Origin of the sequence: Bdellovibrio sp. HCB337 (genome assembly GCF_047302465.1) — a bacterium.
Lineage (GTDB): Bacteria > Bdellovibrionota > Bdellovibrionia > Bdellovibrionales > Bdellovibrionaceae > JACMRP01.
Map to the genome: position 1 here is coordinate 1,477,647 of NZ_CP178621.1, position 19,267 is coordinate 1,496,913.

General features: G+C 45.3%; 19 protein-coding genes. 9 read left to right on the forward strand and 10 right to left on the reverse strand.

Translation table 11 applies throughout. The annotated features are described in order from the left end of the window. Positions 1 to 5 precede the first annotated feature (5 nt). Positions 6 to 653: a secretin N-terminal domain-containing protein gene (locus ACLWBB_RS07180; protein WP_413290936.1), complete on the forward strand. Its 648-nt coding sequence runs from the start codon at positions 6 to 8 to the stop codon at positions 651 to 653. 74 nt (positions 654 to 727) lie between these two features. On the opposite strand, the gene ACLWBB_RS07185 is transcribed toward ACLWBB_RS07180, so the two are convergent. Together ACLWBB_RS07185 and ACLWBB_RS07190 are read right to left on the reverse strand one after the other, a co-directional pair. Then, positions 728 to 1,306, reverse strand: a complete 579-nt coding sequence (locus tag ACLWBB_RS07185; RefSeq protein ID WP_413290937.1) for a hypothetical protein — start codon at positions 1,304 to 1,306, stop codon at positions 728 to 730. A 146-nt stretch (positions 1,307 to 1,452) separates the two neighbouring features. Further along, complete coding sequence (locus ACLWBB_RS07190) at positions 1,453 to 2,247, reverse strand: hypothetical protein (RefSeq protein WP_413290938.1); 795 nt, start codon at positions 2,245 to 2,247, stop codon at positions 1,453 to 1,455. Positions 2,248 to 2,413: 166 nt separating this feature from the next. On the opposite strand from ACLWBB_RS07190, the gene ACLWBB_RS07195 reads away from it, so the two are divergent. Continuing rightward, complete coding sequence (locus tag ACLWBB_RS07195) at positions 2,414 to 3,229, forward strand: hypothetical protein (protein ID WP_413290939.1); 816 nt, start codon at positions 2,414 to 2,416, stop codon at positions 3,227 to 3,229. Between the two features lie 170 nt (positions 3,230 to 3,399). Next, positions 3,400 to 3,777 carry a hypothetical protein gene (locus ACLWBB_RS07200; protein WP_413290940.1) on the forward strand — a complete coding sequence of 126 codons (378 nt, stop codon included), beginning with the start codon at positions 3,400 to 3,402 and terminating at the stop codon, positions 3,775 to 3,777. A gap of 55 nt (positions 3,778 to 3,832) precedes the next feature. Here the strand turns inward: ACLWBB_RS07200 and ACLWBB_RS07205 are convergent, their stop codons facing one another. Both ACLWBB_RS07205 and ACLWBB_RS07210 read right to left on the reverse strand, forming a co-directional pair. Next, positions 3,833 to 5,065, reverse strand: a complete 1,233-nt coding sequence (locus tag ACLWBB_RS07205; protein ID WP_413290941.1) for an MFS transporter — start codon at positions 5,063 to 5,065, stop codon at positions 3,833 to 3,835. A 100-nt stretch (positions 5,066 to 5,165) separates the two neighbouring features. Further along, positions 5,166 to 6,365 (reverse strand): hypothetical protein, encoded by a 1,200-nt coding sequence (locus ACLWBB_RS07210; RefSeq protein ID WP_413290942.1) that lies wholly within the window; start codon positions 6,363 to 6,365, stop codon positions 5,166 to 5,168. Positions 6,366 to 6,510: 145 nt separating this feature from the next. Between ACLWBB_RS07210 and ACLWBB_RS07215 the strand changes: the two genes are divergently transcribed. Both ACLWBB_RS07215 and ACLWBB_RS07220 read left to right on the forward strand, forming a co-directional pair. Next, on the forward strand, positions 6,511 to 7,338 hold the full coding sequence (locus ACLWBB_RS07215; protein WP_413290943.1) for a TIGR02147 family protein: 828 nt from the start codon (positions 6,511 to 6,513) through the stop codon (positions 7,336 to 7,338). After that, the gene (locus tag ACLWBB_RS07220; RefSeq protein WP_413290944.1) at positions 7,328 to 8,650 is read left to right on the forward strand and encodes a hypothetical protein; all 1,323 of its coding nucleotides are present in this window, start codon (positions 7,328 to 7,330) and stop codon (positions 8,648 to 8,650) included. The genes ACLWBB_RS07215 and ACLWBB_RS07220 overlap by 11 nt, the downstream gene beginning before the upstream one ends. Here the strand turns inward: ACLWBB_RS07220 and ACLWBB_RS07225 are convergent. Further along, positions 8,643 to 9,794 carry a hypothetical protein gene (locus ACLWBB_RS07225; RefSeq protein ID WP_413290945.1) on the reverse strand — a complete coding sequence of 384 codons (1,152 nt, stop codon included), beginning with the start codon at positions 9,792 to 9,794 and terminating at the stop codon, positions 8,643 to 8,645. The genes ACLWBB_RS07220 and ACLWBB_RS07225 overlap by 8 nt on opposite strands. 169 nt (positions 9,795 to 9,963) lie before the next feature. On the opposite strand from ACLWBB_RS07225, the gene ACLWBB_RS07230 reads away from it, so the two are divergent. Continuing rightward, positions 9,964 to 10,737, forward strand: a complete 774-nt coding sequence (locus tag ACLWBB_RS07230) for a hypothetical protein (RefSeq protein ID WP_413290946.1) — start codon at positions 9,964 to 9,966, stop codon at positions 10,735 to 10,737. A gap of 61 nt (positions 10,738 to 10,798) precedes the next feature. Here the strand turns inward: ACLWBB_RS07230 and ACLWBB_RS07235 are convergent, their stop codons facing one another. Both ACLWBB_RS07235 and ACLWBB_RS07240 read right to left on the reverse strand, forming a co-directional pair. Next, a complete protein-coding gene (locus ACLWBB_RS07235) occupies positions 10,799 to 11,800 on the reverse strand; it encodes a c-type cytochrome (RefSeq protein WP_413290947.1) in 1,002 nt (333 codons plus the stop codon). Positions 11,801 to 12,025: 225 nt separating this feature from the next. Continuing rightward, on the reverse strand, positions 12,026 to 12,730 hold the full coding sequence (locus ACLWBB_RS07240) for a hypothetical protein (RefSeq protein ID WP_413290948.1): 705 nt from the start codon (positions 12,728 to 12,730) through the stop codon (positions 12,026 to 12,028). Positions 12,731 to 12,927: 197 nt separating this feature from the next. Between ACLWBB_RS07240 and ACLWBB_RS07245 the strand changes: the two genes are divergently transcribed. The 3 genes from ACLWBB_RS07245 (at position 12,928) to ACLWBB_RS07255 (ending at position 17,177) form a co-directional block, all read left to right on the forward strand. Beyond that, positions 12,928 to 13,428: a Fur family transcriptional regulator gene (locus ACLWBB_RS07245; RefSeq protein WP_413290949.1), complete on the forward strand. Its 501-nt coding sequence runs from the start codon at positions 12,928 to 12,930 to the stop codon at positions 13,426 to 13,428. A gap of 149 nt (positions 13,429 to 13,577) precedes the next feature. Further along, the gene (gene uvrA, locus ACLWBB_RS07250) at positions 13,578 to 16,193 is read left to right on the forward strand and encodes an excinuclease ABC subunit UvrA (protein ID WP_413290950.1); all 2,616 of its coding nucleotides are present in this window, start codon (positions 13,578 to 13,580) and stop codon (positions 16,191 to 16,193) included. A 186-nt stretch (positions 16,194 to 16,379) separates the two neighbouring features. After that, positions 16,380 to 17,177: a hypothetical protein gene (locus tag ACLWBB_RS07255; RefSeq protein WP_413290951.1), complete on the forward strand. Its 798-nt coding sequence runs from the start codon at positions 16,380 to 16,382 to the stop codon at positions 17,175 to 17,177. Positions 17,178 to 17,179: 2 nt separating this feature from the next. Here ACLWBB_RS07255 and ACLWBB_RS07260 read toward each other — a convergent pair whose 3' ends face one another. The 3 genes from ACLWBB_RS07260 to ACLWBB_RS07270 form a co-directional block, all read right to left on the reverse strand. After that, a complete protein-coding gene (locus ACLWBB_RS07260) occupies positions 17,180 to 18,034 on the reverse strand; it encodes a hypothetical protein (RefSeq protein ID WP_413290952.1) in 855 nt (284 codons plus the stop codon). Positions 18,035 to 18,118: 84 nt separating this feature from the next. Further along, a complete protein-coding gene (locus ACLWBB_RS07265; protein WP_413290953.1) occupies positions 18,119 to 18,628 on the reverse strand; it encodes a DUF2231 domain-containing protein in 510 nt (169 codons plus the stop codon). Between the two features lie 46 nt (positions 18,629 to 18,674). Next, the gene (locus ACLWBB_RS07270; RefSeq protein WP_413290954.1) at positions 18,675 to 19,034 is read right to left on the reverse strand and encodes a hypothetical protein; all 360 of its coding nucleotides are present in this window, start codon (positions 19,032 to 19,034) and stop codon (positions 18,675 to 18,677) included. Positions 19,035 to 19,267 lie beyond the last annotated feature (233 nt).

A 19,267-nucleotide genomic window follows, 5' to 3' on the forward strand; every position in this document is an offset into this window, starting at 1 on the left:
AGTTTATGAAATTAGTAACAGCATTGTTGGTTTTTGCAGCCGTTTCAGTAGCTAGCGCCGCTGATAAAATGAAAATGAATTTCACGAATGAGGAACTCACAAAAATTATCGAGGCTTACTCTAAGGCATCAGGACAAAAATTTGTCGTTGATCCAGGAGTGCGTGGTAAAGTTACTATCTTTTTGCCAGAGACTGTAACAACAGAAGAAGCCTTTAATCATTTGTCATCAGCACTTGCGATCAATGGTTTTGCAATCAGCAAGCAAGGCGACACGATGGTTGTAAAAGCTGCGCGCAATATTCAGCGTGACCTTATTGAAGTAAGCACTGAAAAACCAACAGTCAAGCCAGAGAGAATGTATACTTGGGTTTATACAGCAAAACATACTTCATCAATGGTATTGAATACCAATCTTAGAATCTTGGCTTCAAAAGACGGCGAGATTCAAGCGGTCGAGAATACGAATCAGTTGATCATCACAGATTGGTCTTCAAACTTGAATCGCATTGCGGAACTTTTGAAAGAAGTTGATAAGCCGGTTGATGCAGCTACTGCAAAAATCGTAGATGCTACTCGTAAAGAGCGCGAAGCGCGTAATAAAAATCAGGCAACAACTAAACCTGAAGAGAAAAAAGCAAAGACTGAAAACTAGTTCACTCTAGTATCGGAAAAAAAGAAAGCCCTGGCTTTTTAGCTCAGGGCTTTTTATTTGGGAACTGCTAAGATTTAGCTACCTGTGATTTCGCAATGTTCTTTGATGTCCGTTACTGGAACTGCGAAGTGAACCTTTTCACCTACAGCTTTGATCGTGCCCTGAAGGACCATTTCGTGTCTTGCGCTCTTTGGCGTTTTTACCAATTCAACCTCAACCTCCGCTTTCAATTGGCTGCTAACGGTGATTCTGTCGTTAATAGGTGTTCCATCACCACCAGTGGATTTTTGCGTAGTTTCACCTGTGGCAATGACTGTTGCTTGTTGAGCAGAGCATTTAAAAGGAGTTAGCAAGGGCGCATTTGGATTCGTGCATGCAGATTTAGGAGAGATCGCCAAAGTAAAGCCTTTAACCACAAATTTACTATCCGTCGGGCGCCCTGTGATTTGATCCAAACCGATAGGCGAAGAGCCAAGGTCCCATAGAGACTCTGTTTTCAATACGATATAAGTACCGTTATAACCGATGCCGCCATCGCGATTCATGAAGAAGCTTCTGCCAGTATAAGAAGGGGCATCAAAGCAATCCAAATTCTTTGCAAAAGCCGTCGTCGTCAGAGTTAAAAGTGTCGAAATCAAAATCAAGTGTTTCATTTAAGAACCTCCCGTTGTTGGGAGGAAACTAAGCTAAGGCCTGATATTTGTAAAAACGATTGTTTTGACGTTTGTCATAGGCTTAGTCCTATGATGTCGCCGAACAAGAGCTAGGGCAGACGGAGGGGGGCTCCGTCTATTTGGGCCTATTTGCGAGGCTCTACGATGAGGGTGACCTTTTTAATGAATTTCTCACTCAGAGGGCCGCCGACGCGGACATTTGAAAATTCTGTTGTGAATCCTTCTGCCGCGAACTGGTTGAGTTTGCTGATACAGCCAGCAGTTGCAGGATTCGAAGGGCCTACTTTGATTAAAGTAAACGCCACTGCTTTGTTATCAACGGACATCTCAAAAGTCGTAGTCAGTTCACATGGAGCCAGGTTGGCCACCGTCGTAGCAGACGCCAGGTCAATTTTGAGAGGGCCTTTTAGGTCCACACTTAAATCACTGACGGAAGCTTCACCACTAAGAAGAAGAATGATGGCCTCTTTTGAAATATCAGATTTCATTTTTAAGGGGCTCAGAGATTTCGCCGTTATTACAAGTCTTTCTGGAACAGAGTTTTCTGTAGAAGGAATCACCGGTTGAGTTGGTGTTTCGGGGCTTGGAATGACCGTAGTGTCCACTTCAGGCTGGGGAATTACTGGTTGATCTGAATCGCTTTTTCCCTGAGGGGTCGGAGTTGGCAATGCGCCACATTCGCGTTCAAAGGTCGTTTTTCTCATGGATTCGGCACAGAAGTTATTGGCACTATTGTCTTCCAAAGCTGCGCAATAAGCTTGTTTGGAGGTAAACTCTTTCTTGCCAGTGTCGCAACCATTCTCATTAAACTGATAGCTTAGTTTTTTAGATTCCTGACGGTTTCCACCACTGCAGGCAACAAGTGCCAACGAGGTCACAAAACAAAGGGCCGTTGTAACGAAAATAGGGGTTTTAGCCATGGGGTCCTCCGGTGGCTGGTATTTGCAAGCCTTGTACTCGGCCAGGTCCCATATATTCGGTTATAGGGCAGAGTTATGTCTAGAAACCCTGCCTTGTGCCGCTTTAGGGAGCCGGTTTTTTAAGGCTCAGTTGTGAGCCAGGGGTTAAGGCGGCATAATATTTTCTATGATCCAGGCTGTTTACATCATCCTTAAAAACTCAGTGCTACAGTTCTCGGGCCTGTTCGGAGTGCTCTTCATTTCAGGCCTCGTGCTGACTTTTATTTCTCGGTGGACCAACAATATTTTCCGTCAGTTTGTCCTGCCTAAGTTTGGACTTTATGTTTTTGGTGTGATCGGTGTGCCTTTGCATGAATTCTGTCATGCTCTTTTTGCGAAAATCTTTTTTCATGAAATAGGTTCGATCAAGTGGTTTGATCCGAAAGGCAAGGGCGGTTCTTACGGTACGGTTGTTCATCATTACAACGATCGCAACATTTATCACCGTATAGGCTTGTTTTTCATCGGTATGGGGCCGGTGTTGCTGGCACCGGCGTTTTTGTTTTTGATTTATACTCTGTTACTTCCGCATCCGGTGGCGTTTTCATTACAGCTCAACGACCTCGGTTATTTAGCCAACGCCTTTTCGAAATCTCTATTGGGTGCAGGCAACTGGAGCTCTTTCGGGTTCTATGTGTTTTTATACTTGGCAGTTTGCCTAACATCACAGATGGAGCTTTCGCCGGAAGATTTTCAAATCGCGCGAGGAGGAATCCTTCCGATATTTGTGGTGCTAGTACTGATCAATACACTCTCTTATACCTTTAGCTGGGGTGTGCACGGTAAGTTTGTAAATGCGCTGAATATCGGTATTGCGTGGTGGGGCGCCTTTATTGCGATGGCGATATTTATCTCTCTGGTAAACTTCGTTCTTTGCCTCATTTTATTTAATCTCATAAATAAGATTTGCGGCAAAGACGCAATCAATCCATTTCAAGAATAGTCGTTGTTCACGCTCTTGCGTGTCAAATTCGTAGACACTCTTGTAAGCTGGAACGTCAAGTCCATCGACAGACGGGACATTTCTTCACTATTTAGAGAAACTCCCGGCAAATATCTTAAAAATCCCGTATAAAGAGATCTGTTTTTAAAACTTTACCCGGGAGTCCATCCATGAAAATGATGTCTTTCGCGATAGTCGCAACTCTTATGGGCGCTTCAGCAGCTCAAGCAAAAACAATTCTGTGCAGTGGTCTTAGTCAAAAAGGTGAGATCATCGTTTTGTCTGTTATTATGGACGAGAGCTTGAAAACCACTATCAGCATTCAAGCTGGTGACCATGAAAACAGCTGGGATGCAGATCAGATGACTTTCGATCAAAGAAGTGACGAAGCTATCCTTACAGCAAGCGCTGGAGATCGTGGAGAGTACTATATTCAGGTCAAGGTGCCTCAAACTAGCAAGACAGTAGCTTCTGTATCATATGATGAAAATGACTCTGGCTGGGAGTTCTCGGCAGAATCTAAGAAGCTTACTTGTAAGACTAAATAGTTTTGGAAACCAGTTTTGAAGATCTAAACAGAAGACCGGCCTAAAGCCGGTCTTTTTATTTGCTCTGGGCAATAGAGCGATTGATAGAATACATCATCAACAGAGTGCTAAACGCAATCCCTGCCATGACATAACCAACGATATCGAAATGGCGAATCACTCCGCTAGTCTCTTGAACGACGATCATTCCAGACACGATAGAACCAACACCACCTGCTAACTGTTGTAACGAAGCACTGACAGACATGAAAGCTCCGCGATTAGCTGGCGTCGGAATTGCCGACATCAGCGCTTGCGATGGAATCATGCGAGAGAAAATCCCGATGAACATCACCGTGTTCACCAAGATCACCAAATACAGAGGGGTGATTCCCAGGTGGGTATAGATCAAAACCATGACGATGCTGAGTATAGTTCCAAAGGCAAACGTGTTGTACTTACCAAAACTATCGGCGGCTTTACCAACGAGCGGTCCAATTAGAATCGAGGCAAGGCCCGTTACCAAGTAGATCATTGGGAGCTGCGAATTTGGAATCCCCATATTGTTAACGGTAAAAGCACTCGCAAAAGGCATAATCATGAAACCGCCGATAGAAAGAAGCGCGGTTGTAGCAAAGGCCAATACGTATTGAGGCACCTTCATCGTATGCAGCAAATGATCATAGGCTTTCTTGTCGGTCTGCAGACTTAAGTGTCCAGTGATAGGCTTCATGTAAACGACAATGAAACCGCCAGCAATCACGCTAACCACCACGATCATAATGAAAGGCATGTGCCAGCCCCATTTGTCAGAGAGGAAAAGTCCCACTGGCAAACCTAAAACTTGGCTGGCAGCAAAGGCAGTTTGCATAAAGCCCATAACTCTTCCGCGTTGTTGAATTGGGAAGAGGTCCGCGGTGATCGCCATTACGATCGATCCAATCACACCACCAAAGAGCCCGGTGACAATACGAGCGCCTAACAAGAAGTGGTAAGTGGGAGCAAGTCCACAAAGCAATGTGCCGACAATGAATCCTGTATAGAAAAACAAAAGAAGTTTTTTACGATCGTACTTATCGGCAAAACCTGCAGTTAGAAATCCGGAAAGGGCCGCGCTAATCGCGTAAGCTGAAACGACAGTTCCGAACTGAGCTGTCGTGATATTGAGTGCCGGCATCAAAATCGCGCCCAGCGGAGACAAAATCATAAAGTCCAAAATGATTGTGAACTGCAAGAAAGCAAGAATCGCGATCACAAATTTCTGATAAGGAGTAAAGCTAAGAGATGCCGCAGGAGACGCGTTTTCCATAGGATGTCCTTTGAGGGTGTTCGACATCCTTTATTCTTGTTGTATCACTGGGTGCGGTCAAGGGTCCCGGTCATAGAACCAGGACCTTTTCCGATAGGTTTTAGTAAAGGGAAGGAGAATTTTCCTTCGTCAAATCCACCTTGATTTGATCTTGAAGCGTATTACGACCGAGATCGTCTATGGCGTAGAAATCTAAGCGCAATAGATGACCGATTGGGAAAAATAGGCTGGTTTTCGTCGGAAAATAGGTTTCTCTTAAGGAAGGTTGGGAATAGAAGTTGTGAATGTAGGGATGAAGATGTTCCGCCAAAACTCCACTGCGCTGATTTTTACTGGAATATACTTTAAAAGTTCCAGGAAGATTCGACCGATAGTCGTTCACATTTAACGTTGCAACTGGAATACGTATCGTTTGTCCGGCCGACAGAGTTGGTTTGATCAGGTGTTCATTGATCGAGACCTCAAGGGTCGCGTCTTTGACGCCTTTCAAGAGTGGAAATGCGCGAATACTTTGGGATGTGCCATCTGTTTTGAACTCATAGTAGTTGTAGGCGCTTGAGTTGTTAAGCGGAGCGTGCGATTCACGTTCATCATATGGCTCCCTTTTCCAATAAGTGGCATGCAGGTAATTGCGAGTAGATTCTGTTTCCGGAAACTTAGGTTTTCCGTCGATAAAATCCAGCGTGATGATACCGCGCAGTTCTTTCGTGTCCAAGGTCTCTGTTTGTAGAGTCCCTGATTTAATAACAGTGGTCTTAGAAAAAAGAGTTCCCGTGTGTTCGTGATAAAGGTTGGCAAGAACAGGCATCGCGGGAATCAAGAGCACGGGTTGCCCGTAAGGATCGCTGCTGCTAATTCCGCGATAGAGTCTCAGGACATTAGAGGCATCAGCCGCTGAAAAAGTAAAAAGTGGTTGCGGTCCGAACTCAGTTTTATATTGATCCGCATTCCAGGTATACTTGATTGCGGCCAGTTGTAAGTGAGTTGTTTTTTTCTCTTCCACAAGGATATTACATTGGCGGGCTTCATAGACGGGGCCAGAGCTGTCGCGGTAGATGACTTCTAGGCAGCCAGTTCCTGCGGCGACGGTATTAGCCAAGTCGAAGTCTACGGATTTTGACTTATCGTCGACATAAAATTTCATGCTGAAGTTTTTAAGATCAAAAATGGTACTTAACTTGGAGATATCGATACTTTTAATTTCAAGCTGGCCTAATTTTTCTTCGGGAGTGACATCTTTTGCAAATGCCGAAGATCCCAGTAAGAGTAGGGTGTATAAAATGATTTTTGAGTAAGACATGGTTGGTGCCTCCTTTTGAATGAGCCTGAGCATCGATATTGACCCTTTGCGCAATCAACAAAAGCGTCAGGATCGGGGCAAATAGTGTTTACTGGTGTCAACGTGAGTGTTGACAAGATCTCGAGGGTTGATATGACTGCGGTCTATGGCGGATATCCAAGGAAGCTCATATCAACTGCTGCGTGACGAACTCATCAGCCGACAAAAAAAGAACGAAGCCTATTCGTTAAGGTCTTTTGCGCAAACTATCGGGGTTTCTCCGAGCTATTTGAGTTTGCTCTTTCACGGCCGTCGTCAACTATCTCAAGATAAGGCTGTGAGCATTGCGCGAAAGTTGCAATGGAATCAAAGCCGCCAAAAGTACTTTCTAACTTTGGTGGAGTTTGAAAACACCAAAGTCGCAAAAGACAAACAGATGCTTTTAGAGGAGCTTCAGAAGTGGGCGCGTGCCTCTAAGCAAGTTCCGTCTTTGGCCGTTGATCAATTCGCAATGATTTCAGAATGGCAGCACAGTGCGATTTTGGCGATACTGACGTTGCCAAATTTTGTAGGACGTATAAAGAATATCGCTGAGCGTTTGAATATCTCTGAGGCTGACGCAGAATCTTGTTTGCAGCGTTTACAACGATTGAATTTGGTGAGCCAAGATGAACAGGGATTGTGGCAGACAACTCATGAAGAACTGCATGTGATCCCAGAAGTGGCTTCGAACGCCGTTCGCAGTTATCACAAAGAAGTTATACGTAAAGCAATGGTCGCGATTGATACTCAGGAATCTGCAGAACGCGATTTTTCGAATTTTATACTGACCGTCGACGGTAAAAAGATGGGCGAAGCAAAAAAACGCATTTTCGCTTTTCAACAAGAGATGGCTCAGCTTCTTGAAGGTAAGACACCATCAAAACTCTATCAACTTTCCATTCAACTTTTCCGAGTCGATCAAGACGAAAAGGGGAAACTTCATGAACAATAAATTAGTATTTTCTATTCTATCTTTGGGGGTACTTCTCTGCGCGAAGACCTATGCTGGCGGCGTGTACGTTGGTAATGGTGGAGACGCTGTCTTTTGTCGTTCTAGCGAAAATAATAGCTTTAAAGGATATTATGCTCTCGACTATTTGATGACCTTAACCAACGCGAATGAGGTTGCGTCTGTGAAAAGTTGGGAAGCGTCTCGTGACCGTATACGTGCGCTTCTGGCGAAAGGAGCTCCGTCGCTTCTTGAGAGCTTTGATAGTTTTTTAGGGGACCTTGATAACCAAGTAGATTGGACAAAGAAACGTATTTGGCTTTCGGCTCCTCATGGACTTGTTGACATTCAAGACGAGCAAATTCGTCGTAAACTTCCGGAAAACTGTGGATGGAAGAATCTGGGTTCTATTGAGCAAGAAATGGTTCAGGTCGTTGTTCGAAATAAGCAACCTCATATCGTCCGCTATGAGTACGATGAAGAGGTTTTTAACAAGCTGAAGGCCGCGCCGGTGCAGATTTCATTTTTACTAGTGCACGAGTGGTTGTGGGATCATAGCGAAGACCCACAGATCATTCGCTGGACGAATCAGTTTTTGCATTCTCAGCACGCTGAAACTCTCAGTGCTAGCGACTTCAATACATCTTTGGTGAATATCGGGATTACTGCAAAACCATCTGCTTTTTTGAGTGTTTGTGAGCGTTCACCCGGTGTTGCAAAAAGTATTGTCGACCTCTTTAGGAAAAGCTGTGAGTTTGTTACCCCGGAAGAGTTGAATACTAAAGTTGATCACATTTTCACAAACGACTCGCGCCTTACTATCTATGATTTAGCAGGTATGACGAGACTGAATCAGTTTAGCTTAGCCGACTCTGCAATTTACTATCTACCAGTGAATTTATTTGAGACCAATCCTTACTTAGAATACGTAGAGTTTGTTAACTTACCGAACCTCAATAGTATCCCTGAAGCTATTTTCGCTAACAATCCAAAGATTGTGAAGTTGACGATACAAAATGTAGGTTGGTCGCCAGAGAGTTTGGACTTCCTGAAAGGAAAGCCTCTTTCGTACCTGACACTTCAAGGTCTTAAACAGCAGACTTTGCCAAAGGACTTCTTGGCGCCTTTGGGCGCGGGAATATTTCAAATTGACTTATCAGGGGGATCCTTTAAAAGCGTCGAGCCTGGATTTTTTGCGGCGATCAAGAATAAGCATTGCAAAGTTTTTCTGACTCGCAGTCAATTCACGCCAGAAGTGGTAAAGCAAATGCGCGACGAAGCTGAATCATTGAATATCAAGGTGCACTTTAATTAGGATTTATCTCTAGATTTTTGTAGAAAACATCCAACGTTATTTTCATGAGCTCGGGGCCTTTCGGGTCCTGAGTGAGAGTGCCTAGCAGGGCATAGATCTCGGGCTTTCTAGCTAGGAAGGTCTGCTTCAACTGGTTTTGGGTTGCTTGTGGTGAAAACCCAAAAGTTATCTGACTCAAAGGTGCTAAGTTAAAGCCAATAAGAATTCCCGAAAGGCTAAAGTCTTGTGGAAAAAGAACCCAGCGACCATTGGGAAGCTCGGCGATTTTGGTATTCCATAAATTGGTTTTGTCTGTGGGATAGGTCTCGTCTCGCAAATGGATCGGGTTCATTTTTATGAACCAATCTCCGTTTGAAACCATGCTCTGGAAAAGTGCAACACGAGAAGCATCTTCAGCATCAATCATCGGCGATGATTTTACATCGGAAAATACATACTGGGATTCTTTACTTGGATCTTTCTGAATCTCGTAAGCTTTTAGAGGATCATTCACGCCTTTGACCTCTTTTGCATTTAATCTTTTGCGGAAGCTTCCCATGTCTTCTAAGAAAAAGGCGCGGTACTCTTTGTTTTCAACAGCTGCGATTTGGGTGTTTTTGTAGCGAACAAAAACGGGGCGGGCTTTGAATGTTGGAATTTCAAGAACTTCTGCCATGCGGTAGATGAGCGCTTCGCGATGATTGTATATCGACACCGCCATCATATCGCCTTCTTTGCGAGTGCCTTCTTCGAAGCAGTGAGTATTGAGGTCAATGCTTTTGGTCGTTGCAAACAAAGTTCCAGCACGTTCTTTGGATTTCATTTTTAGTTCTAGCTTTGGGAACGAGCAAGAAAACAAGGACGAAAACCCTTTAACGTGAACCTCGACGGGGATCTCGACACGCTGGTTACTTTCGTTGTTGTAAGAAAGCTTCCCATCTACGGAAAGATCTTTGTTATCGGGAAAAGTGGTGGCCTTTACTTTTTTAAAAAGCTCATTAAGAGGGGCCTCTAACTCAATAGCGAGGGGCGTGTAGCTTGCAAACACACTGCCTGGTTCAACGGGGGCAAAAGGCTCTGAGAGAGCGGGATTTCTTTTCCCTGAAAAAGAAGAACAAGCCAAGAAACACATACAGGACAAAGCCAATAAAAGACGTCTTTTCATATATAAAAGCATAAGGCGTTTCTGAGGGTATTCCAAGAGGGAAACCCTTTCGTCGAGGCTTATTTTCGTCCAAGAGTTCGACAGGTAAAAAACTCCTGTCAGGATCTCTACAGTTTTCATTGTGAGGAAAATCGCTATCTTAGGACCTACAAAAGACGCGAGGTTTTTGATGAAATCCCTATGGCAGATTTTAGGTGGTCTGGCTTTGCCGTTCGTAGTGCTTGCATGCGCTGGCGAGTCTAAGACGCTTAAGGCAGATGCTCCTGGTGATCTTCCTCAGGAAGTCTCTGCAGATTTAGAATCTGACAACTATTATCTCCTTTGTAATAAAAAAATCGAGAGCGCAATTTTTCCGGACGAAGCTCAGGAAAATACTCAGATAATTGAAGATGTCATTCCATTGCGAGAGTACAGCTATCATCGCTGCAACGGAGAGGTAACTCAAGGGCAAGAGCCTATTTTTAAATTTACAAAGTATATTGATGTGGAACCTCCGAAAGATCTACGCAGAGTTCGTCGAGCCGTCAATTTCGTCAAAGTCAAAAATTACCGCGGCTGCAATATTCTAATGGTTAAAACGGGGCAGCCTAATTTATCACTTCTCGAGAACATGACTATGGTTTCTTCCGTTTCGAAGCGGGGACGCCTGACTTTTAGAATTCATACCGATGAGCAGGTCAGAATGCACAGCGGAGAGCTCGGTGTCCTTGAAGGAAAGAATGTCGTTGAGGTTCGGTATTACGGAAAGTGTTTGAAGTATAAAGAAAAGGTGAATGAGAAATTGGATGACTCCTACAACTGTCTTGAAGCTGAAATCTTAGGCAGCAAATGGCTGACCTTGGATGTGAGACTTGCGCACCCGTTGGTAGAAGGTCATCGCGATGTTCGCGAACCGTACTGTGATGGTTTCACTAATCTAGATAAATATTTAAAAAACAAATAATCAATGAACGAAATGGAAAACCCAAGAGCCTCTTCTCTCTTGGGTTTTCTTTTGATTCTTTTTAGTTGTTTGGCGCTCCCGCCGCAATCCAATCATAGATAGCTTTGATATCTGCCGCTGGAAGTTTTGCTCCTCCTTGTGGCATGCTGCCGCTATTGACTTCGGTGTAAAGCACGCTGCCTGTCGGATTTCCGACTTTTACGGCCTTCAGCGTATTTGTGTAGGTATTGAACGAGAATCCTCCAGCGCCACCATGACAGCTGTTACATCTCTTTTGCAGGACGTTCACGCTGATATAAGTGAATGTCGCATTAGGATTCGGAACCGGTGTCGGAGCCGGAGTCGGCGTTGGCACAGGTGTAGGGGTTGGCGTAGGAGTAGGCACAGGTGTAGGAACCGGTGTTGGCTTTGGCGTCGGTACCGGCGTCGGTGTAGGCGTAGGTACTGGCGTTGGAGCCGGTGTCGGTGTAGGAGTTGGGACTGGTGTCGGTACCGGCGTAGGCGCAGGTGTTGGTTTAGGAGTCGGTGTAGGTACCGGTGTTGGCGTCGGCGTCACAGTAGGTGTAGGTACGGGTGTCGGAGTTGGGGTTACGACAGGAGTAGGCATAGGTGTTGGTGCCGGAGTAGGATTCGGAGTCGGTACTGGCGTTGGAGCCGGCGTAGGCGTAGGAGCAGGTGCTAAAGATACAATCCATTTTCTGAGAAGATCTTGGTCTTCAGTAGACATTGGATTTCCCGGTGGCATAGATCCACTCGCCACTCGTGACATAAAATAAGAGGAATCCGGATCTCCCGGAGCAATATAATCTGATGCCGCCAACTGATATAGGTTGTCGACATAGGTCAGATTAGTTCCAGCGTAGTTATTACTGTCGTGACAAGAGGCACACTGGGTCTTGAGGATTTTTTCGACTTGTCCATTTAAACCCAAACTTGCTGAGTCGTTGGTATTGTTACCACTGCTATCATAGCTTATAGGAGCAGTGAAGGTTCGTCCGCATCCGGTGTTGAGTACAAGTCCGCTTAATAACACAGTATAAGAAATCAGTTTCAGCTTCTGCATAATTTACTCCAAACAGTTGACCCTTCTTCGGTCTTCTTTTTTAGATATTTAAATTATACGTTCGGTGAAAATGTTTGAGATCCCCAAACAAGCATCATGAGACGCTTTTTATTTCGTTCTAATTGTCGAGTTTTTTAATTTGTCTAAATTGTATTCGTTTTCTGAAAGACAAAGTGGGGGCGATGTTTAGCCCGCCACAGGACTTTTTGAGAGGGAAAAATGGGGCTAGAAAGCAGCCCCAAGTTCTCTAGTGTCATAGTCTTCTTCGAAGTCAGGCTCTTCTTGTTGAGAGCCTGGCTCGTCAGCTTGAGCTTTGGTTTTTGGAGCTGAAGCATCGACTTGGAAAGTACCATTCTTTCTAAAGATAGATCCGTTGCCAGCAGTGACAGTCACCTTTTTCACCGGCGAGCCATACATATAAGTCGTACGCGAATTGCCAGCATGGATTTCACCGGTCAATATGACTTCATCTTGCACTCGTCCATCGGTGTAGGTGATGAGTACGCGTTTGATTTTAACTCGCGAGCTTGTGCACGTGATTCGAAGCGCGCGTAAGTTTCGCAAATTAGATGGTGGGCGGAAACTGTAAGTGCGATCTTTAAAACGCGTTGTATGCCCAGAACCCAAACTATAGGTCACCGGATCCCGAGGATTTTGTGGAGGGGTTGGATAAGGTGTTGGGTATGGAGTCGGATACGGTGTCGGATATGGCGTCTGCCGTGGAGTTGGATACGGAGTAGGGTAAGGTGTCGGATAGGGATCATCCGGCGGAGGCGTCGGAGTTGGGTATGGAGTCGGTGTTGGCTGTGGAGGTGGAGTCTCTGAAGGAGGCGCTCCAGGGCCTGGAAGTGGGACTTCGTCATCGTTTGAATCGGCGAAACCTGCAGCGGCAAAGGCTACGACCAATAGAAAAGATAGCAGTTTTTTCACGCAAAACCTCCTCAGGATGCGGTTCTGACACTATGAAAAAGACTGGCATTTGATAAGGAAATCCATAGCTCTTTGTTTAAAATCAAGGGGTTGTTGAATGTCAGTTGGTTTTCATCGTGGATTGCAAGTGATAATCGTTCTTATTTGAGTTGACCTTGAGGGGGGGATTTATTTATACCTCATAATCAGAGGTGCCAATGAGCAGAGATCCGGTTCCATTACTCCCGCGCCAGCAAGACGAAGACATTATCGTTCATCGTGATGAATTTGGTGAAGCTGAGCTTAAAAAAATCATTCGCGCCCTCAATTTGAAAGTCACTACACAGCGCTTGGCGATTTTGAATTCACTTCATGAAGGTCGTCGCCATGTCACAGCACAAGAACTTTTTGAAAAAGTGAACGTCGATCATCCTGAGATTGGCTTCGCGACTGTTTATCGATTTCTGAGAACTTTGACTGAAGGTCAGTTTGTTACTGAAGTGCGTATGGGCGGTTTGCCAGCTCGTTATGAGCTTAATTCTAAAACTCACCATGATCACTTAACGTGTGTGCGTTGCGGGAAAATTTGCGAGTTCGAGAATAAAACTATCGAGACTCTGCAAGAAAAAGTGGCAAAACAATTCGGCTTCCACTTGACCCACCACGTTCTAGAGCTTTACGGCGTTTGCCCAAGCTGCCAAACAGCAAAACAAAAATAAAAGAAGGAATTTCATAAATCCAAAGCCAAGGCGTGAGGAGGAAGCTGTACATAGCGTACTGCGACGACGAACAACGTAGGATTTGGATTTATGAGATGCCTTCTTAAGCTTCTCTTGCCCGGCCATCTTAGCTTTCGTAGTATAGCGAGATGGCTTCCAATCAAGAATTCGACGGCATTGTAGTAAAAGGCGCTAAAGAGCATAACCTGAAAGACGTGAGCGTGGTGATTCCACGCAATAAGATCACGGTCTTTACAGGCTTAAGCGGTAGCGGCAAATCGAGCCTTGCGTTTGATACAGTCTACGCTGAAGGTCAGCGTCGTTATGTTGAAAGCCTTTCTGCTTACGCACGAAATTTCCTCGAGCAATTGAAAAAACCTGAAGTCGATTCGGTAACGGGCTTATCTCCGGCAATCGCCATTGACCAAAAATCCGTTAGTACCAATCCGCGCTCGACCGTGGGCACGGTGACCGAGATCTACGATTACATGCGTTTGCTTTTTGCAAAAGTGGGCGTGCCAGAGTGTCCGACTCATCACATTCCGGTTAGCAGTCAAACTCCTCAGCAAATCATTGATGAGATTATGAAAAAGCCTCAAGGCACCAAGTTTTATATTTTGGCGCCGATGGCTCAGGGGAAAAAAGGGGAGTTCTTAGCCGAGTTCCAACGTTGGGCGCGCAAAGGTTTTGTGAAGGCGCAAGTCGACGGCAAGATGATCGATCTTGAAAAGGCAACGAAACTTGCAAAGACGAAGACTCACGATATCGATCTCGTTGTTGATCAAATCATTTTGAAAGATTCGATAAAGGTTCGTATTGCCGAGAGCGTCAACACAGCCCTTAGCATGGCGAATGGCCGTCTTATTTTACAGACTTTCGAGGGCGAGCGTACGGCGTATAGCTTACACTCGGCATGTCCTGAGTGCGGTTACAGCTTTCCAGAGATCGAACCACGTATTTTCAGCTTCAACAATCCGCGCGGCGCTTGCGAAGTCTGTAATGGCCTTGGCACCACGGACTTAATTGAAGAAGAAGAGTTCAGTGAAGGCGAAGTTGGCGGCCGCCGTCTGGAAAAAGTAAAGTACACCTATAAAGGTAAAAAAGTAGCGTCTTCGAATGACGAAGAGGATGAAGAAGCCGAAGAGGTCAATCTTTCTGCGTGCCCTGAGTGTAAAGGGGCTCGTCTTAAAAAAGATTCTTTGAATATCAAGATTCATGAGAAAAACATTGCCGAACTTTCAAAGCTTGGTGCTGTCGAGCTTCGCGATTGGATCAAAGATCTTAAATGGCGACATAAAGACCAAATGATCGCCGAAAAGATTAACAAACAAATCGTTTCACGCTTGGATTACTTGATTCGTGTTGGAACGGGTTACCTGTCATTGGATCGTCCTTCGCGAACACTTTCTGGCGGCGAGGCACAGCGGATTCGCTTGGCGACTCAGGTGGGTTCTTCTTTGATTGGTGTTTTGTATGTGATGGACGAACCTTCGATTGGTCTTCATCCGCGCGATCACCATCGTTTGCTGGATATTATTGGCGAACTCAAAGACCGCGGGAACACGATTATTTTGGTTGAGCATGACGAAGATACGATTCGTTTCGCCGATCACGTCGTGGACTTGGGGCCTCGTGCAGGGCGCTTAGGTGGCGCTTTGATGGCCGAGGGCACGCCAAAAGATCTCGAGAAAAATCCAAACAGTCTGACTGGTAAATACTTGTCTGGCGAACTTCGTATTGCGATTCCGAAAGAGCGCCGTAAAGGCAACGGTCAAAAATTAAAATTAATCGGAGCTACCGGTAACAATCTTCACGATGTGACGATGGAGTTACCGCTTGGAACTTTCACGGCTGTGACGGGTGTTTCCGGCAGCGGTAAGAGTACTTTGATCATTGATACGCTCTATAAGATTTTGGCGCAGCGTTTCTATAAAGCGAACGCGCCCCCTTCGCCATTTGATAAATTGGAAGGTATTGAGCACATCGATAAGGTTATTGATATCAATCAAAGACCTATCGGTCGTACTCCGCGCTCAACACCTGCGACTTATGTAGGACTTTTCCCGATGATTCGTGATTTGTTTGCGAATCTTCCGGATTCCAAACTGCGTGGTTACACTCCGGGACGTTTTAGCTTTAACGTTAAAGGCGGCCGTTGTGAAACTTGTATGGGCCACGGCCAAATTCGCGTCGAGATGCATTTTATGAGTGACGTTTTTGTGATGTGCGAGACCTGCATGGGGGCTCGTTACAATCGCGAAACCTTGAACGTTAAATACAAAGGCAAATCTATTGCCGAAGTTCTGAATATGACAGTAGCAGAAGCGCTAGAGTTCTTTAAAGCTCTTCCACAAATTCATCGTAAGCTTGAGACCTTGAACCGCGTGGGGCTTGATTATATGACTTTGGGGCAAAGCTCGACGACACTGTCGGGTGGCGAAGCTCAGCGTGTGAAGCTTTCAAAAGAGCTTTCTCGTCGTGGTACCGGGAAAACTTTGTACATCCTTGATGAACCAACGACGGGTTTGCATTTTGATGACGTCAAAAAATTGGTAGAGCTGATTCAGGACCTTGCTGATCAAGGCAATACAGTTTTGGTCATTGAGCATAACTTGGAAGTTATCAAGTGTGCGGATCACATCATTGATTTGGGTCCTGACGGCGGCAAGGGCGGTGGTTATATCGTTGCCACTGGCACGCCAGAGTCTGTGGCGAAGGTCAAAGACAGCGAAACCGGTAAGTACTTAAAGCCCGTCTTAAAGTAAGCGCTTTTACCTTGTAAATGCGCGTTCTAATATTTTCAATGACGGCTTTTTCATAGACAGCCCCTGAGAGTAGGAATACGACTAAGGGGAATGCCTCGCCTCAATAGTTTAGGCTTATTTTTAGTTCTTTCCTTTGGGCTTCACCTTCTGTTGGTGGGCTCTGTAAATCTCATTGAAAAAAAATCTGTGGAAGTATCGGTGGAAAACCCGACGCTTGAGTTTGAAGTCGCGGAATTGCCACCTGCGGAATTATCTAAAACGCCGGGTGTCCCTAAAGTGGGTGGTTCTAGGAAAGCGCAGAAGCTTGCAAAACAACTAATGATGGGATTAAGCGCGCAGAGCTTTTCTTATGATCGTGAAGCCTTTAAAGAAGATCCTACGCGAATGAATCTGCGTGGCGATTTCACAGATCCTGCGACCTATGATGATGTTGACGGACTGGGCTCTCAATTTGGCGAGTACGCTTTCTTTCATCAAGAAGTATTTAGGCTGATTGACGCTCGTCTTTTATATCAGACATTACTTGCGCAATATAACCATCGAGGTTGGGCGTATTTCCAATTGGATGTGGATGCTGACGGAAAGATCATCGGTGATAGTCTTCGTGGGGCGTCGGACGACAATGTTCTTAAAGTTCACAGTGCACGTGCCATTCGTTCCGCGTTGAAAGAGCCTTTGGATGAAAACAAACGGCCTCGTAAGTTTGCGCGCAGTACTTTTTATTTGCGATTCTATTATGGCCCCGAAGGAAACGAACTACACTGTCGTGCGGGTGCAAAAGGACAGATGCTTACATTCTGCCGATTTGCTTCTGAAAAAGTGGTTTCTAATAACCTCGTAGATCATGCGCTGACCGGTGGCATTCATGTCAATCCGTTCATTATGGCAGAAAGATGGGAACAGTACCAAGCTGCCAGAATCCGTGCAGCGGGTGAGTTTGATCCCTTCAGTGAGTACCGTCGAGATCCCGATTACAATCTTTAGTTTTAGGCGGCTTTGTCTCTGAGAAGGCTATCGCACTGCTCGAGGATTTTATCCCGCAGAGTCTCTCGGTGTTTTAAAAGAACAGCGTCTTTAGCTGTAAGGACCAAAGCGTAAAGGCCGATGGTGCTGTAGAGCGTGCACAAACGTTGTTTTTTGGGCCCACGCGAAAGTGGGAATTTGGGAATCGGTTTGTAATCAACGGCCGCGGTTCGAACCGCGATGGTCCAATCAATTTCTGTCTGAGTCAGGTAAATTGTTGGAAAGAATTGTCCGTCGTGCACTTTCACTTCGGCTTCTTTGATCTGCAGATTCAACGAGTGAATTTCTTTGAGCAGTTTATTAAATTCGTCATCGTAGGTTTTTCCAAAGAGTTTATTGACGGTCTTTGTCCATGCCGAGCAAAAGTCGTCTAAGTCGATATTCTCGTCTTTTTCGAAGTGCGGAGGATTTGTAATGTATTGCAAAGTCTTTGTAAAGACGTCCTCAGAGGCCACTGGGCAGGTTGTTTTGTATCCCACTCGTACCAAGTGATGGGCCCAGCTTGCGATATCCAAAAGTGTACGGTTATTAACGAGGGCACTTCGGAAGGTCAGATGGAATTTTTCATAGATTTCCATACTCATCGGGCGACTGAGGGCGCGGTCAAAATGACTTTTTCGACGTTCGTGTCTGGACAGGCTAAAATAGCCCTGCAAGTGTTGCGAGAATTTTTCAAAGGTTTCGTTCCATAGATTTTCGGCCTGGCAGGCTTTGTAAATTTGGAAGGCGCGAGCAGGGTTTGGCTCGGCATCATCCAAAAGACCGTTGATTTTTTGAACTATCATTTGCGGAAAGGCGCTCCAGAGTTCGCTAATCATATCTCTATTTTAGCATCCTCCAGAGCGGACTTCTGAGATTTGAATTTTGTAGAACTGTTTTACAGTTCTATTTTTGGCACGTCTTTAGTGGAAAATAGGAGGTTCTTTGCGCTCGTAATTTTCCTGCAAACGTTCCTGTTCAGGACTGAGATCAACGCCGACTTTATTGCGAGCGATCATCTCCCATCCGAAGTAGGCAGCACCCATCAAGAGGGCTGTGCCGACAGCCGTCAGGGCGATGGAAGTTCCAACGTTCAGAAGCGGGCTATCCCAAGTGCCATAGATGATATAGGCATTGATGGCATAAAGGGCCAACGTCGACAGATTCAAGACCATGTGAATAAGGCCGCGTTTTTTAGCGGTCGAATAGCTAGGAACGCCGAAGGCCCAATCGATAAAGCCCGGAATGGCAGTAATAAGTGCCATGACAACCGCAGCGAAGTTGCAGAAGTAGGCAAGTTTGTACCAGAAGATGTCAGGATTTCCTGATTGATAAACAATGAATCCCGCTAGAGTCAGAATATAAAACGCGATTGGAAATGCGACTAATTTTGGATGAATGGGATGGTCCCCAATTTTAGCTTTGCTATACATAAATCCTCCTTGAAAATTTAAAATTATTCAACGAGGAGGATTTTCTCTATCCAGGATCTTCCAAATGCCAAAGTACAAGCGGAGTAAGTCGCTTCACTCGAGTTATATGACAATCGGCCGTGTCCTCGATTTGATGGGCACTCACGTTGTAAGTGGCAGTGATGGGGCCCTTCGGAGGCGGTGAAAGATATCGAACTATCACGATATCAGAGCCTATATTATTGCGAGTGGCACGTGTCCAAGGGCCTTCTTGGTATTCAACGATTTCAACCTGCTGAACAGGAGCGGCTAGCTCTTGAGCAAAAGTAAAGCTGGCTGCGTTTTTTTGTTTGAGTTCACAGATATCTCCTAGAGCCGCCGTGGCCGAGAAGGAGGTAAATAACACAAGACTTGCAAGTGACATCATAGAGGATCTCCTCTACGCAATTTAGCAATTTTAGGTTTCCGACTTAGGAAAAATCACCGACGTTTTGAGCGATTAAATAAGCAAACTTAAAGGGGGGAATTTTTAGACTGCAGAATCGTAGAATACGATGACGACTTCGAAATATCTAGAGGGGCCTTAAAATAAAGTTTTGCGGCATAAGTTTTTGCTCTAAATGGGCGCAATCATTGCGATTGGCGCTTCTTGTCTTAACG

What these genes read in the sequence shown, in the direction of transcription:
- ACLWBB_RS07230 (WP_413290946.1), top strand. Translation starts at nt 9,964, where the DNA reads ATGAAATCCCTATGGCAGATTTTAGGTGGTCTGGCTTTGCCGTTCGTA.
- ACLWBB_RS07245 (WP_413290949.1), top strand. Translation starts at nt 12,928, where the DNA reads ATGAGCAGAGATCCGGTTCCATTACTCCCGCGCCAGCAAGACGAAGAC.
- ACLWBB_RS07195 (WP_413290939.1), top strand. Translation starts at nt 2,414, where the DNA reads ATGATCCAGGCTGTTTACATCATCCTTAAAAACTCAGTGCTACAGTTC.
- ACLWBB_RS07180 (WP_413290936.1), top strand. Translation starts at nt 6, where the DNA reads ATGAAATTAGTAACAGCATTGTTGGTTTTTGCAGCCGTTTCAGTAGCT.
- ACLWBB_RS07210 (WP_413290942.1), bottom strand. Translation starts at nt 6,365, where the DNA reads ATGTCTTACTCAAAAATCATTTTATACACCCTACTCTTACTGGGATCT.
- ACLWBB_RS07190 (WP_413290938.1), bottom strand. Translation starts at nt 2,247, where the DNA reads ATGGCTAAAACCCCTATTTTCGTTACAACGGCCCTTTGTTTTGTGACC.
- ACLWBB_RS07200 (WP_413290940.1), top strand. Translation starts at nt 3,400, where the DNA reads ATGAAAATGATGTCTTTCGCGATAGTCGCAACTCTTATGGGCGCTTCA.
- ACLWBB_RS07205 (WP_413290941.1), bottom strand. Translation starts at nt 5,065, where the DNA reads ATGGAAAACGCGTCTCCTGCGGCATCTCTTAGCTTTACTCCTTATCAG.
- ACLWBB_RS07185 (WP_413290937.1), bottom strand. Translation starts at nt 1,306, where the DNA reads ATGAAACACTTGATTTTGATTTCGACACTTTTAACTCTGACGACGACG.
- ACLWBB_RS07270 (WP_413290954.1), bottom strand. Translation starts at nt 19,034, where the DNA reads ATGATGTCACTTGCAAGTCTTGTGTTATTTACCTCCTTCTCGGCCACG.
- ACLWBB_RS07220 (WP_413290944.1), top strand. Translation starts at nt 7,328, where the DNA reads ATGAACAATAAATTAGTATTTTCTATTCTATCTTTGGGGGTACTTCTC.
- uvrA (WP_413290950.1), top strand. Translation starts at nt 13,578, where the DNA reads ATGGCTTCCAATCAAGAATTCGACGGCATTGTAGTAAAAGGCGCTAAA.
- ACLWBB_RS07265 (WP_413290953.1), bottom strand. Translation starts at nt 18,628, where the DNA reads ATGTATAGCAAAGCTAAAATTGGGGACCATCCCATTCATCCAAAATTA.
- ACLWBB_RS07260 (WP_413290952.1), bottom strand. Translation starts at nt 18,034, where the DNA reads ATGATTAGCGAACTCTGGAGCGCCTTTCCGCAAATGATAGTTCAAAAA.
- ACLWBB_RS07225 (WP_413290945.1), bottom strand. Translation starts at nt 9,794, where the DNA reads ATGAAAAGACGTCTTTTATTGGCTTTGTCCTGTATGTGTTTCTTGGCT.
- ACLWBB_RS07235 (WP_413290947.1), bottom strand. Translation starts at nt 11,800, where the DNA reads ATGCAGAAGCTGAAACTGATTTCTTATACTGTGTTATTAAGCGGACTT.
- ACLWBB_RS07215 (WP_413290943.1), top strand. Translation starts at nt 6,511, where the DNA reads ATGGCGGATATCCAAGGAAGCTCATATCAACTGCTGCGTGACGAACTC.